Consider the following 13,429-nt stretch of genomic DNA (forward strand, 5'->3'; position numbering starts at 1 on the left):
GATCCGAACGACACGCGCTAAGGACGGTCCGCCGCCCCGGTCACCTGGGCCAGGTCGACCGCCCCCGCGACCCGGGCCGCGACCGTCTCCGCGTACGCCGCGTCACCGCGCTCGAACGCGGCCCGGTGCGCGGCGCGCAGGAACGTCAGCACACCCAGCGTCCGGCCCCGGCTCCGGAGCACCGCGCAGAGCGCGTGCGCCGCGTCCCGGGGCCAGCGGCGCTCCTCGGCCCAGGCGGCCGGATCGGCGGCCCGGGCGGACGCGCTCGTCCGGACGGTTCCGGTGCGCTCGACGGACTGGAGAGCGGGGTGCCCGGGACCGTAACGGGCCGGGATGGAGCCCCCCGCGACGGGCAGGCACGGGCCGGGCGCGTCGAGGGGCGTGGCGGCCGTCCGCACCAGGCGCTCGCCCGCGACCAGATCGACCAGGACGTGATCGGCGAACCCGGCGAGCGCGAAGTCCAGCAGGGAGGTCGCCGCCTCCATCGGGTCCTCGCACTCGGCTGCCGTCCCGGCGGCCCGGTGCAGCTGGCTCGTCCGGAACCGCAGCCGGTCGGCCTCCTGCTCGGCGAGCCGGGCGGCGGTGACGTCCTGGAACAGCCACCCCACCCCGAGCGGAACCGGTTCCTCCGTCAGCGGCGAGGCCAGCCGCAGGAAACCGCTGCGCCAGCACCGGCGGCGTTCGCCCTCCGCCGTCCGCAGCGTCACCCACAGCTCGGCCGGGGCGCTCGGGGCCCCTTCGGCGAGCACATGGTGCAGGGCCGCCTCCAGCTCCTCGACGCCCTGGACGACCAGCTCGCCGAGCGGGCGGCCGAGCAGACCGGTGCGGCCCCCGCCGAGCGCGCGGGAGGCGTACGCGTTGACGACCGTCGGGCGCAGGTCGACGTCGACGAGGACCACGCCCCAGGACGCGTCCTCCAGCAGCGCCTCGCTCAGCGCGATGGCCCGCTCCAGGTCGATCTGCGCGTGCACCTCGCTGAACGCGCAGTAGACCCCGGCCGGCTGGCCGTCCGCGCCGCGCACCCCGGCGGACTGGGTCCGCACCAGCACCCGGCCGCCGTCCTTGCGCAGCAGCGCGAACTCGTGCACCTGCCGCCCCGGCGCGTCCATGGCCGACATCAGCCGCGCCCGCACCTCGTCCGCGTCGGCCCGCCGCACCGCCCAGCCGGCGAAGCCGCTCCGGCCGACGGCCTCGTCCGCCGACCAGCCGAGGACGCGTTCGGCCTCGCGGTTCCAGTGGGTGACCGTGCCCGCCGCGTCGAACGCGCAGAGCGCGGCGTCCATGCCGTCGAGCAGCGCCGCCAGCAGTTCGGACCCGGCGGGCGCCCCGGGGATCGCGTCCTCGCCGGCCCGGCCCCCGGGGTCCACGGAGAGCCCCGGGGGCCCGCCGCCGGAATCCTCGTCCGGTCCGAGCTCGTCGGTGGTCCCGCTGCTCCTGGAAGCACCCACTCCGCACCCCCCGCAGAACGTGTCGGCCGTTTCCCCACGCGTCGCCGCGTGTATTGCTGCACGTCAGACCATTCAACTCGAACGTGACCCAGCACACATCAACTTCGCCGAAATCATTTCTCCCACCGGCGGATTCCCGAGCGCCTCCCGTCGCTCTCGCCACACCGTGAACGCGGCGGGACCCCGTCGAGTCCGCGGGCGTGGGGAGTTCACCGGCGGCACGGCGGTTCGTGGTGACGACGTCACACCAAGTCCACCGGCCGCGCCCATCCTTGGGTCGCCCTCGCACACCCTCGGCCCCGGCCGCTCCTCCGCCCCTCGACCGCAAGGAGCTCCTCCGTGACGCCCTTCCGCACCGCACGTCCGACGGCGGCCGCGCTCGCCGTCTGCGCCGCACTCACGACACTGGTCGCCGCGGCCCCCGCGCCCGCCGCCCGGCAGGACGGCTCCCGGCCACTCCCCGGGATCACCCCGCGGGCCGAGACCGCCACGCTGTACGACGACGAGCGGGGCGGCAACGCCAACGCGGACGACCCGGCGATCTGGCGCGACCCCGCCGATCCGGACCGCAGCCTGGTGATCGCCACCGCCAAGGAGGGCGGGCTGCGGGTCTACGGTCTGGACGCCCGCCTGGTGCAGTCGGTCCCCGCACCCGCCGCGCCCGGCCCCGACGACGCCCCGGGCCGCTTCAACAACGTCGACCTGGTGCACGGTCTGCGGCTGTCCGCGGGCGGCCCGGCGGACCTGGCCGTCACCTCGGACCGGGGCCACGACCGGCTGCGCATCCACCGCATCGACCCGTCCCGGCCGGGCGGCCCGCTGACCGACGTCACGGAGCCGGCCGCGCCCCGGGTGTTCTCCACCGGTCAGGACGAGGTCAACGAGCAAACGACGGCGTACGGACTGGCCACCTGGACCGACCGCCGCAGCGGCCGCGCGTACGCCCTGGCCAGTCGGCGCAACCGCACGTCCGTCGCGCTGCTGGAGCTGCTCCCGACCCGGTCCGGCACCGTCACGTACCGCAAGGTCCGGAGCATCGACCTGCCCTCCGCGTTCCGGCTGCCCGACGGCACGGCCTGGTCGCCCTGCGGCGAGCCGGGCGAGCTGCCCCAGGTCGAGGGCATGGTGGTCGACCCGGCCGACGGGACGCTCTACGCGGGCCAGGAAGACGTGGGCATCTGGCGGATCCCCGCCGATCTCCGGGGGAGGCCGGTGCTGGTCGACAAGGTCCGCGAGTACGGCGTCCCGGGCACGTACGACGAGGAGAGCGAGGAGTGCGCCCCGGGGAAGGACCCGGGCTTCGGCGGCACCCGGATCTCGGCCGACGTGGAGGGGCTGACACTGCTCCCCGAGCGGAACGGCGACCGCTATCTGCTGGCCTCCAGCCAGGGCGACGACACCTTCGCCGCGTACGCCCGAAGGACCGGCCGCGAGAACCGGCCCCTCCCCGTGTACGCGGGCGGCTTCCGCGTGACGGCGGCCTCGCCGACGCTGGACGGGTCCGAGGTCTGCGACGGCGCGGCGGTGCTGAACGAGCCGCTCGGCAGCCGGTACCCGGGCGGCCTGCTCGTCGTCCAGGACGGCAGCGCCACCCCGGCGCAGGACGGACGCGAGGCCACCGGCTTCAAGTTCGTCGATCTGCGCAAGGTCAGGGGCGCGCTCGGCCTCACGGCCGCCGGGGGAAAGGCCGGCGGGAAGGTCACCGAATAAATCGGTTGAACCGCGATCCGGGGCGCTCGTAGGCTGTGGAGCACACAGGAAAGGAGGTGTTCCGGAAGTGATTTCTCTTCGGACTCGTGAGGTGGCTGCGGGCTGACGCCCGTCGTCGCACTCTTTTGCAGTGCAGGCCGGTCGCCGGCCAATTCCCAGCAGTCACCGACCCGCAGGCTCGCCGGTAAGTCCGGCCGGCTCCTCTGTGCACGGAGGAACCAGAGCCTGCGGGTTTCTGCGTTGTCCGGCCTCCTCCGGCCGCCCTACGGGCAGAGCCGCTCCACCCGCCACGTACCGCCGGACGCGCCTTCGCCCTCCCTGACGTACCGCAGCCGGTCGTGCAGCCGGTTCTCGTGCCCCTGCCAGAACTCGATCGTCTCGGGCGCCACCCGGAAGCCGCCCCAGTGCGGCGGGACCGGGACCTTCTCGCCCTCGGGGTAGCGGGCGGCCAGCTCCTCGTACCGGGCGATCAGTTCCTCCCGGGAGCCGACGACGCTGGACTGGGCGCTGGCCCACGCGCCGAGCTGGGAGCCGTGCGGCCGGGTGCGGAAGTAGCCCACGGTCTCCTCGCGGGAGGTACGGGAGGCGGTGCCGGTGACGATGACCTGGCGGGCCATCGGGTGCCAGGGGAAGAGAAGCGAGACGCTGGGGTTGGCGGCCAGCTCGCGGCCCTTGCGGGAGTCGTAGTTCGTGAAGAAGACGAAGCCGCGGTCGTCGTACTGCTTGAGCAGCACCGTGCGCGCGGAAGGGCGGCCGTCCGGGTCGGCGGTGGAGACGATCATCGCGTTGGGCTCGTGCAGCACCCCGCCGACGGCGACCTGGCGGAACCAGCGGGCGAACTGCTCCATCGGGTCGGCGCTGAGGTCGCGCTCGGTGAAGTCCTCGGAGCGGTACTGCTCCCGCATGGCGGCCGGGTCGAGGGGCGAAGCCGCCCGGGGATCCCTCTGGCCCGGTGCGGGCACAGGGTGATCCGGATGCGGCACGGAGTGATCTGATGGGGTCACAGGCCCATCCTGCCGCAGCGGCCGAGTCTGCCCGGCGCTGAGGGGCCGTAACCACGCGCCGTCGAAATGGGCTCCTGTGCCGGATGTCACGCTTCCCCGCGTCGGAGGAACCCGCCAATATCTTGGGGCAGGCCGCTGTGGCCTCCGCACAGCCCAGCACGCCGCGCACCGCACGCCGCACGCCGAACTGAGGGAGCCGCCTGATGTCCGACTTCGTACCCGGTCTTGAGGGAGTCGTCGCGTTCGAAACGGAGATCGCCGAACCGGACAAGGAAGGCGGTTCGCTGCGCTACCGCGGAGTCGACATCGAGGACCTGGTCGGTCACGTCTCCTTCGGCAATGTCTGGGGCCTCCTGGTGGACGGGGCGTTCAACCCCGGCCTGCCGCCCGCCGAACCGTTCCCGATCCCCGTGCACTCGGGTGACATCCGGGTCGACGTGCAGTCCGCGCTCGCGATGCTCGCCCCCGTCTGGGGCCTGAAGCCGCTGCTGGACATCGACGAGGCGACCGCGCGTGACGACCTGGCGCGGGCGGCCGTGATGGCCCTGTCGTACGTCGCCCAGTCGGCGCGCGGCCAGGGGCTGCCGATGGTGCCGCAGAGCGAGATCGACAAGGCGCACTCGGTGGTCGAACGCTTCATGATCCGCTGGCGCGGCGAGCCGGACCCCCAGCACGTGAAGGCGGTCGACGCGTACTGGACGTCGGCGGCGGAGCACGGCATGAACGCCTCGACGTTCACGGCCCGGGTCATCGCCTCGACGGGTGCGGACGTCGCGGCCGCCCTGTCCGGCGCGGTGGGCGCGATGTCGGGCCCGCTGCACGGCGGCGCCCCGTCCCGGGTCCTCGGCATGATCGAGGAGATCGAGCGTACGGGCGACGCGTCCGCGTACGTGAAGCAGGCGCTGGACCGGGGCGAGCGGCTGATGGGCTTCGGCCACCGCGTCTACCGCGCCGAGGACCCGCGCGCCCGCGTCCTGCGCCGCACGGCCCGCGAGCTGGCAGCGCCGCGCTTCGAGGTGGCGGAGGCGCTGGAGAAGGCGGCGCTGGAGGAGCTGCACAACCGCCGCCCGGACCGGGTCCTGGCGACGAACGTGGAGTTCTGGGCGGCGATCGTGCTGGACTTCGCGGAGGTCCCGGCGCACATGTTCACGTCGATGTTCACCTGTGCCCGGACGGCCGGCTGGTCGGCGCACATCTTGGAGCAGAAGCGCACGGGCCGCCTGGTGCGCCCGTCGGCGACGTACGTGGGCCCGGGGACGCGGGACCCGCGCGCGATCGAGGGGTACGAGGACATCGTGGGGTGAGCCGGGCCCGGGGGGGCCGGTCGGGTCCGGAGCCTCCCTGGTCGGTGAACGCGTCGGTACGGGGTAGACGTAGCGGCACGTTTCCGGCGCATTCCTGGCGCACTCCCGGCACGAGGAGGCACACGATGACCACGCCCCGCCCGTCCCTGACCCTGTCCAGCACAGTGCTCGACGCCCCGGACGCGGCGGAGCTGGCGGGCTTCTACCGCCGGCTCCTGGGGTGGCAGCCGGTGCAGGAGGAGCCCGACTGGGTGAAGCTCCTCCCGCCCGGCGGCGGCCCCGGCCTGAGCTTCCAGACCGCGAAGCCGTACGTGCCCCCGGTCTGGCCCGCCGCCCTCGGCGACCAGCTGATGATGCTGCACCTGGACTTCGAGGTGACGGACCTGGAGACGGCCGTGGCCCACGCGGTCGCGGAGGGCGCGACGCCCGCGGAGTTCCAGCCGCAGCACGACGTACGGGTGCTGTTCGACCCGGCGGGCCACCCTTTCTGCCTGTTCGTGACGGACCAGGTCCCGGGCGAGCCCCCGGCGATCAGCCCCGAGTGGGTGGCCGAGCAGACCCGGGAGATCGCCGAGCAGGACCGGGTGACGGTCCAGGACGCGGTGGCCCCGGACCCGTCGGACCCGGCCGCACCGGCACGGCAGAAGGAGCCGGACACGCTGGCCTGACTCAGCCCCGGCGGACGGCGATGACGTTGTCCGTGACGGTCGCCGTCTCACCGCCGGGCCCGGTGGCGGTCCGCTCGGGCGCGTGGCACCGCTCGGTGCGCCATCCGTCGCCCAGTTCCAGGGACGCGAGTACGTCGTCGGGGCTGGGGAACCGCACGTCCTCGTGGCCGTCCCGCCAGGACCAGGGGGCGAGCGAGGCGTGCTCGACCAGGATGAGGAGACCGCCGGGGGCGACGGCTTCGGCGGCGCGCCGGAGGACCTGCTCGCGGGGGATCTCCACGGGCGTGTGGAAGTAGCCGGCGGTGACCAGGTCGAAGGCCCCGTCGGGGAAGGACCGCGCGAGGTCGTGCCGGCTCGGGTGGACGCGGTCGGCCAGCCCGGCCGCGGCGGCTCCGGCGGCGACGCGCTCCAGGGCGGTCGCCGAGACGTCGACGGCGGTGACGTCCCAGCCGAGCGAGGCGAGCCAGAGGGCGTCGCCGCCGTGCCCGCAGCCGAGGTCGAGCGCACGACCGCCGCCGCCCGGCCCAGGGGCCAGGGCGGTGATGACCTCGACCAGGACGGCGTTGGGCCGGGTGCCCCAGGTCGGGTCGACGGCGGCGTAGTGCTTCTCCCAGAACGCGGCGGAGTCGGTGGTCTCGGTGGCACGGGTGGTGTCGCTGCTCACGGCGGATTCCTTTCGCTTCCGTTGCCTGTTTCTGGGAGGAAGGTGCGCCGCAGCCTGCCGCACTTGCAAGATTCCATGCCGTTTCGGCAACCTGGGCGTATGGGAGACACAGCAGAACAGCCACCATCGGCATCGGGCGCCAGGAACCGGGACGGCGTCCTGGCGGCGGTGGGCCCCCGCCTGCGCGAACTGCGCCGCAGGCACGGCATGACGCTGGCCGAGCTGGCCGAGCGGACCGGGATCAACGAGAGCACGCTGTCCCGCCTGGAGGGCGGCACGCGCAAGCCGACGCTGGAACTGCTGCTGCCGCTGGCGGAGGTCCACCAGGTCCCGCTGGACGAACTGGTGGGAGCACCCCGCACGGGCGACCCCCGGATTCACATCCGCCCGGTCACACGGGACGGCCTGACCTACGTACCGCTGAGCCGCCCGGGAGGGGTCCAGGCCCACAAACTGCTGATCCGCCCTACCCCGGCGGGCACGGAACCGACCCCGCGGACCCACGAGGGCTTCGAGTGGCTGTACGTCCTGGCCGGCCGGCTCCGCCTGATCCTGGGCGACCGCACGCTGGTCCTGAAGCCGGGCGAGGCCGCCGAGTTCGACACGCACGTCCCCCACTGGCTCGGCTCCGACGACGACCGGACGGTCGAACTCCTGGTCCTCTTCGGCCACCAGGGCGAACGGGCCCATCTGAGGGCCCGCCAGGAATCCCCGCGCGGAGCGGCCGACGGGACCTGACCGACGTCGAGGTCGGCGATCACCGCGTGGATACTGGTCGACCATGGATGAGGTCGAAGTAGTCGTCGCCCATTCCGAGCGCGCGACCCTCCGCGTCGGCGACGTGTTCCTGAAAGTGGACGCCGATCAGGCACGTATCGACGCCGAGGTCGAGGTGATGTCCCTCGCGCCGGTCCCGACCCCGAAGGTCCTGTGGCATCGGCCGCCCGTGCTCGCGATCGCCGCGCTCCCGGGGACGACGCTCGGGCGTCTCGGCGGGCCGTCGACCGGGTCACCGGCGGCGTGGGCCGCGGCGGGGGCCGCCATCCGGCAGCTGCACGACGCTCCGCCGCCGCCCCGGCCCGGCCGGGCGGGCCGCAGCACCGCCGAGCTGTCGGCGGAGCTCGACGCCGAGTGCGCGCTGCTCGTGGCGAACGGCCTCCTGCCCGCCGACCTGGTCACCCGTAACCGCCGGGTAGCCGAGGCCGCGCTGCGGCCGTGGACTCCGGCGTTCACCCACGGCGACCTGCAGATCGCGCACGTCTTCGTCGACGGCGACGAGGTGACGGGCGTCATCGACTGGTCCGAGGCGGGCCGGGGTGACGCGCTGTACGACCTCGCCACCTTCACGCTCGGACACGAGGAGCGCCTCGACGACGTCCTGGCCGGCTATGGGGGCGACGTCGACCTCGACGTGATCCACGCGTGGTGGTCGTTGCGCAGCCTGCTGGCGGTCCGCTGGCTCGTCGAGCACGGCTTCGACCCGTTCGCGCCGGGCTGTGAGGTCGACGTGCTGCGATCCCGGGTGTGAGGCTGCGCGGGTACGCCGGACGGAATGCCAGCAGGCCCGCGGCCCGGTCGGCGCCCGAGCGGGTCCGGGGCATCCCCGGGTCAGGAAATCCGCGTGCTTCGGCGGGATGTGGGCGCTAACGTCGCCCGTATGAACGTCACCGGCCCCTGCACCACCGCGACCGCGCGAGCGACCAGCTCGCCGGTTGCCGCCGCCTGACTTTCGTCTCTCCACCCCCGGCGACCGGAAACGGTCCGTCGGCGGTGCCGTGGCCTCTGGCCCCGGCCGGGTGACTGAACGGTCCGTTCTCCGGTGCCTCCCCCCGCTGCCACGCGAAGGAGCCACCCCCATGCGTACGGACCAGCTCATCAGCACGTTCGTCGAGTACTACGAGGAACGCGGCCACCGCAGGATCACCGGCTCGACCCTCCTCCCACCCCCCGGCGACTCCGTCCTCTTCACGACCTCCGGCATGCACCCGCTCACCCCGTATCTGGAGGGCCGCTCCCATCCGCTGGGAAAGCGGCTGGTGAACGTGCAGCGCTGCCTGCGCACCACGGACCTGGACGAGGTCGGGGACGCCACCCATCTGACGGTCTTCGAGATGCTCGGCACCTGGTCGCTCGGCGACTACGGGGGCCCGCTCAGCCTCGACTGGGGATACGGGCTGCTCACCGAGGGCCTGGGGATCGACCCCGGCCGGTTGCACGCCACGGTCTACGCCGGCGACAACCGGACAGGACCGGACACCGATTCCCTCGAACTGTGGCAGGGCCTGGGCGTCCCCGTGGAACTCACGGTGGAGGACAACTGGTGGCCGAAGAGCCTGGACGACCCCGGCAGCGGCGGCACCGAAGGCCCCGTCGGCCCGTGCGGCCCCGACTCGGAGATCTTCCTGTGGAGCGGCGAAGGCCCGCCGCAGTCGACGCCCACCCGCGACGACCGCTGGGTGGAGGTGTGGAACCACGTGACGATGACCCACCGCCGACGCGGGGACGGCTCCCTGGTGCCGCTCCCCCAGCGCAACGTCGACACCGGCCTCGGCGTGGAGCGGCTGGCCTCCCTGCTCCAGGGCAAGCGGTCCGTCTTCGCCTGCGACGTCTTCGACCCGTGGCGTCGCCTCGTACCACCCCTGTGGCCCCTGGAGGAGCCCGACCACCGCCTGGTCAGCGACCACCTGCGCTCGGCCGTCGTGGTGCTCGGCGACGGCGTACGCCCGGCCAACACCGGCCGGGGTTACGTGCTGCGCCGCCTGGTACGACGGGTCCTCACCGTGCTTTGGCGGGAGGACCCCTCGCGCAGCCTCGGGGACCTGCCCGAAGACCTGGTCCGGCACACCGTGGACCATTTCCGGCAGGACATCCGCCCGGGCGAGGTGCTCCGGATGCTCCGCGAGGAGGAGCACCGGTTCCGCCGCCTCCTGGAACGCGGACGGCACGTCCTCACCCGCCCCCGCTTCCAAGGGCCCCTGACCGAGGAGGACTTCCACTACCTGCACGACACCCACGGTCTCCCTCGCGACCTGATCAGGAGCCTGCGCCGGGAGTGAGGACGGTTTCCTGTCTGATGGGCGCTATTTGCTACGGTCCCGCCATGACGTTGTCGGTGCCTTCTGCACGTGCTGTTGATCTTAGGGTCGAGCCAGTCGATGACGTGCTCGATCGTGTGGAGAGGTCTCTGCAGGTCCGCGTCGACCGGGACACGGTCATCCGGAAGCGGCGGTCCGTCGGAGGGCGCACCGACCGGGGCACATGGGTGCGGGTGGAGCGGCGGTCATTCCAGCGGATCGCGTCCCAGGGCGGCAATGGGCCGGAGACGGCCGCCGTACTGCGCGGGGTGGTCATGCCCCGATGGCGTGCAGGACTGACTTGGCGCGACGAGCACGAACCGGTCATGTGGCGGGCCGACGAGACGGACTTTGTCACCGGGAAACCCGTCGGGCAAGCCGCCTTGGTAATCGAGGACCCACGGTTGCCGGACGAGTGGTGGACTGGACTGAATGCCTCGCTGGACGTACTAGCGACACAGCCCACTCCGCGCGTCGCAACGCCGGACACCGATTCGATCACGCAGGGTCTCGTGGACGCGACGATCCGGCCGGTCTTCCCTGAAGTTCCCAACCTCGTCATTGATGAATGGACCCCAGCACATGGGGACTTGACCTGGGCCAATGTCATGGGCCCTGAGTTCTGCATCATCGACTGGGAGGACTGGGGGACGGCACCGCGAGGGCTGGACGCGGCGACCCTGTGGGGAAACGCGCTGGCGGTCCCGGCGCTCGCGGATCGCGTATGGGACGAGCGGCGGCCGGACCTGGAGTCCAGGTCCGGCCGGCTGATGGCTCTGTTCATCTGCGCGAAGATCGTCGGCCCGTACGCGCACGAGGCTGATCCACGGCTGTGGCCGGCACGCGAGAAAGCCACTCGGCTCGTAGGAGAACTTCAGTCCTTCTGACTGACAATGGTCAGAAGGCGGCGGTACTCGGTGACAGCCGTGGAGTCCACTTCGTGAGCCAGTGACTCGACCAGCTCGCTGAGATGCTCCGCGTTGTTGGAACTCACCGCCATTTTGGCTGCTTCGGGGAGGTGGAAGGCTACGCGGAAGGCCGCCTGCGCCCAACTGGCCTGCTCAGGTGCGCGCAGGAACAGCCGCGGATCGAATTTCTCCCACACCGGGTCGCGTGTGTCGCCCGCGAACGGGCTCATCCCCCACACCTCTGCGGCGCCCATGCGTGAGGCGAGAGTATCGCCCGCTCGGAGAACCTCGGCTCCTACCAAAAGACCCGCTCGGAGCATAAGGACATCGGGGCGGGGGTACTCCCGACTCTGCAGTTCGGCCAGCGGCCGGGGGTCCCACGACGAGATACCCCAGGAGCCACAGAGTCCTCGCGCGGTGGCGTCCACGAGTACGGAGCAGGCATCACCCAGCAGGTTCGGTGCGGACCTTTCGGCGGCCTGGGCGAGGCTGTGTTCCGGGTTGTGGAGGAAGACGAGGTCCGGCTCCCTCCCCAGGTCGCGAACGGCACCCGCGATGGCGCCACGTAGGCGATCGGGATCAAGGGAATGCTCCGAAGTTCCTTCCGCAGGAAAATAGCCGACCTTGGTGGACACCGTGAAGTTCGGCAGCAGATCTCCGGCCACATCGGCGAGGGCATTGTGCGCCTGGAACCCGAAGTAGTTGGTGCTGGTATCGATCGCGGTGATCCCGAGATCTACGGCCGTTGTCAAGAGAGAGCGTTCGTGACGAGACCGGTGTAGCCCAAGGACAATTCCGGGGTGACGGGCGCGCAAATCTCCTCCTCTACCAAGATCGCCGCAACCTCTGCCGTTTCGGCACCCATTTCGGACACCGCTCGGACCATGTGTACAGGCCGGCCACTCAGCAGGAGACGCAGCGACGGGAGCGCCTCGGCCGTGAAGGTGAGCTTCTTTCCCGAGGTCAGAACATCGGCTGTTTCCCCGTTCCGCTGGATTCGAGGCGGGAACTGGGTGATGCACACGACGGAGTCCAGCGGTCCGAAAATCTCGAGGAACGGCACATGCCGCGCGGGGGCCGTCTCCTGCTCGTACGCTGCCAGAAAGTCGGCGGGGGAGCGCTCGCCTACGAGTCGGGCTGCGGAGTCGGCGAGGAAGCGGTGGTCGACCCCGCTGGAGCGGTCGAGGTCGTGCCGGAAGATCTCCTGCTCGCGGGACCAGTCGGCCAGCCAAGTAAGCCAGCTGGCTCCCGTGCGCTTGGTGATTCCGAACGTCACATGCAGGCTCTTGCCTGACCCGCTACCAGCGCGAGTGGCTTGGTGCCAGTGCCCGCGCGGGATGTGCATGACGTCACCGGGCCTCATGGTTCCGGACCAGACGATGTCCTCGCTGGGCGTGGTGTTGGGGTCCGCGTCCCGGTACATCGGGGCTGCACGTGAGGTGCCGCGTACCTCCCAGTCCTTGTCTCCCGCGAGCTGGACGACCAGGACGTCGTGGTCGTCCCAGTGCAGAGGGAATCCGGCGGCGTCGTTGGTCGTGAGGTACGCGTTCACCTGTACCCGCTCACGTGACCACCACTGGAGGGCACGGCAGGCCACCTCCATCGTCGGATCGAAGACGTTGGCCTGATCCAGAATGAGCGTCGCACCATCCCTGAGCAGAGACCCCAGGCTGCGCATGTTGACCATGGAGATGCTCTGGCCCCGAGGGCTGACGCTGTCGGTGAAGTAGACAGCAGGATGGACTTCCTCGCCTTGGCGAAAGCACCTGAGCTGGGGCCGGTTCAAACTCCTGCGCATGGCGATGTCGAGGAGGCGGTTCGGGGTCATGACGCGGGAGACGAGATCCGGATCGTCCACGTGTCCCCGTGCGAAGCTGGTGCCGAGTTCCTTGGCATCGCTCCACCCGAGAGCCTTCTCCAATGCCTGGATCATTCGGTGTTCCATCGCTGCCTCCTGATGCGTTGGCTTCGTCGTACAGACGATCAGCGGGGCCCGGCACAGCGGACCGTGCCGGTCCCCCGCCTTTTCTGGGCCTACTCGATGTCGTTCAGATTTCCGTCGCCACCCGGCCACGGTGAGTCGCCGGAACTCCCCTGGTTGTCGGACCGGAGGCTGTCGTACCGGTCGTGGACGGCGGCCAGTTCTTCGACCGTCACCAGAAGGCCGCTCCTGACCGGGGGCGTAGAAGCGCTCTCTGCCATCTCGTGCTCCTTCCTTCTTCGAGCCCTCCTCCGTCCGGGCCGGACGGAGGTCTCCTCAGGTCCTCCGCGAAAGGAGGACCTGAGGCAATCCGCCCGTGCCGGACTACGCCGGCCGCGCGGAAACTTCGAGGTCAAGCGGGAGCAAGGTTCTGCTTGCGTAGCCCGTCCAGGACGCGTGTGTGAGGAGTGCCGCGTCCGGCTCCTGAGACTCGGCTGCGGCTTCCCCCTCCTCGCACCGGTGGCCAAGAGCTCTTTGCCAGGCGAGCTCCGCCAGCAGGGCTTCCGCACGAATCTCGCCCATGGCCGGCATTGCTTCCACGCGTAGGTGGGTGACGTCCTCGGGAGTGATACGCAGCGGCTCAGGCACCAGGGACAGGCCTGGAGTCTTTGACAGGCGCATTGGTCCGGAGGCGACTTGGCCCCATGCCTCGGGTGGAGGATTGTGCG

At 71.5% G+C, this 13,429-nt stretch carries 13 protein-coding genes; 7 read left to right on the forward strand and 6 right to left on the reverse strand.

The window, feature by feature from the left end:
• Positions 1 to 17: 17 nt before the first annotated feature.
• The gene (locus ACFWRV_RS09930; RefSeq protein WP_384330956.1) at positions 18 to 1,448 is read right to left on the reverse strand and encodes a PAS domain S-box protein; all 1,431 of its coding nucleotides are present in this window, start codon (positions 1,446 to 1,448) and stop codon (positions 18 to 20) included.
• 339 nt (positions 1,449 to 1,787) lie between these two features.
• Between ACFWRV_RS09930 and ACFWRV_RS09935 the strand changes: the two genes are divergently transcribed.
• Positions 1,788 to 3,158 (forward strand): phytase, encoded by a 1,371-nt coding sequence (locus tag ACFWRV_RS09935; protein WP_384330959.1) that lies wholly within the window; start codon positions 1,788 to 1,790, stop codon positions 3,156 to 3,158.
• 263 nt (positions 3,159 to 3,421) lie between these two features.
• Here ACFWRV_RS09935 and pdxH read toward each other — a convergent pair whose 3' ends face one another.
• Positions 3,422 to 4,063 carry a pyridoxamine 5'-phosphate oxidase gene (pdxH, locus tag ACFWRV_RS09940; RefSeq protein WP_384330962.1) on the reverse strand — a complete coding sequence of 214 codons (642 nt, stop codon included), beginning with the start codon at positions 4,061 to 4,063 and terminating at the stop codon, positions 3,422 to 3,424.
• A 302-nt stretch (positions 4,064 to 4,365) separates the two neighbouring features.
• Between pdxH and ACFWRV_RS09945 the strand changes: the two genes are divergently transcribed.
• Both ACFWRV_RS09945 and ACFWRV_RS09950 read left to right on the forward strand, forming a co-directional pair.
• Positions 4,366 to 5,466, forward strand: coding sequence for a citrate synthase 2 (locus tag ACFWRV_RS09945; protein WP_384330965.1), 1,101 nt, complete (start codon positions 4,366 to 4,368; stop codon positions 5,464 to 5,466).
• A 125-nt stretch (positions 5,467 to 5,591) separates the two neighbouring features.
• Entirely contained in the window at positions 5,592 to 6,134 is a 543-nt protein-coding gene (locus ACFWRV_RS09950; protein ID WP_384330968.1) for a VOC family protein, read from the forward strand.
• 1 nt (position 6,135) lies between these two features.
• Here the strand turns inward: ACFWRV_RS09950 and ACFWRV_RS09955 are convergent, their stop codons facing one another.
• Positions 6,136 to 6,798: a class I SAM-dependent methyltransferase gene (locus ACFWRV_RS09955; protein ID WP_384330971.1), complete on the reverse strand. Its 663-nt coding sequence runs from the start codon at positions 6,796 to 6,798 to the stop codon at positions 6,136 to 6,138.
• Positions 6,799 to 6,897: 99 nt separating this feature from the next.
• Between ACFWRV_RS09955 and ACFWRV_RS09960 the strand changes: the two genes are divergently transcribed.
• The 4 genes from ACFWRV_RS09960 to ACFWRV_RS09975 all read left to right on the forward strand — a co-directional run bounded on the left by ACFWRV_RS09960 (position 6,898) and on the right by ACFWRV_RS09975 (position 10,759).
• Positions 6,898 to 7,536, forward strand: a complete 639-nt coding sequence (locus ACFWRV_RS09960) for a helix-turn-helix domain-containing protein (protein WP_384330974.1) — start codon at positions 6,898 to 6,900, stop codon at positions 7,534 to 7,536.
• A gap of 43 nt (positions 7,537 to 7,579) precedes the next feature.
• Entirely contained in the window at positions 7,580 to 8,326 is a 747-nt protein-coding gene (locus ACFWRV_RS09965; RefSeq protein ID WP_384330977.1) for a phosphotransferase family protein, read from the forward strand.
• A gap of 328 nt (positions 8,327 to 8,654) precedes the next feature.
• Positions 8,655 to 9,854, forward strand: coding sequence for an alanine--tRNA ligase-related protein (locus tag ACFWRV_RS09970; RefSeq protein ID WP_384330980.1), 1,200 nt, complete (start codon positions 8,655 to 8,657; stop codon positions 9,852 to 9,854).
• 44 nt (positions 9,855 to 9,898) lie between these two features.
• Positions 9,899 to 10,759: a hypothetical protein gene (locus tag ACFWRV_RS09975; protein WP_384330983.1), complete on the forward strand. Its 861-nt coding sequence runs from the start codon at positions 9,899 to 9,901 to the stop codon at positions 10,757 to 10,759.
• Here ACFWRV_RS09975 and ACFWRV_RS09980 read toward each other — a convergent pair.
• The 3 genes from ACFWRV_RS09980 to ACFWRV_RS09990 all read right to left on the reverse strand — a co-directional run bounded on the left by ACFWRV_RS09980 (position 10,747) and on the right by ACFWRV_RS09990 (position 12,982).
• Entirely contained in the window at positions 10,747 to 11,532 is a 786-nt protein-coding gene (locus tag ACFWRV_RS09980; protein ID WP_384330986.1) for an aldo/keto reductase, read from the reverse strand. The genes ACFWRV_RS09975 and ACFWRV_RS09980 overlap by 13 nt on opposite strands.
• Positions 11,529 to 12,725: a JmjC domain-containing protein gene (locus ACFWRV_RS09985; protein ID WP_384330989.1), complete on the reverse strand. Its 1,197-nt coding sequence runs from the start codon at positions 12,723 to 12,725 to the stop codon at positions 11,529 to 11,531. Before ACFWRV_RS09985 ends, ACFWRV_RS09980 begins: the two co-directional genes overlap by 4 nt.
• An 89-nt stretch (positions 12,726 to 12,814) precedes the next feature.
• Positions 12,815 to 12,982, reverse strand: coding sequence for a hypothetical protein (locus tag ACFWRV_RS09990; protein WP_384330992.1), 168 nt, complete (start codon positions 12,980 to 12,982; stop codon positions 12,815 to 12,817).
• Between the last annotated feature and the right edge of the window lie 447 nt (positions 12,983 to 13,429).

It is taken from the genome of Streptomyces sp. NPDC058576 (assembly GCF_042718715.1).
Taxonomy (GTDB): Bacteria; Actinomycetota; Actinomycetes; order Streptomycetales; family Streptomycetaceae; genus Streptomyces.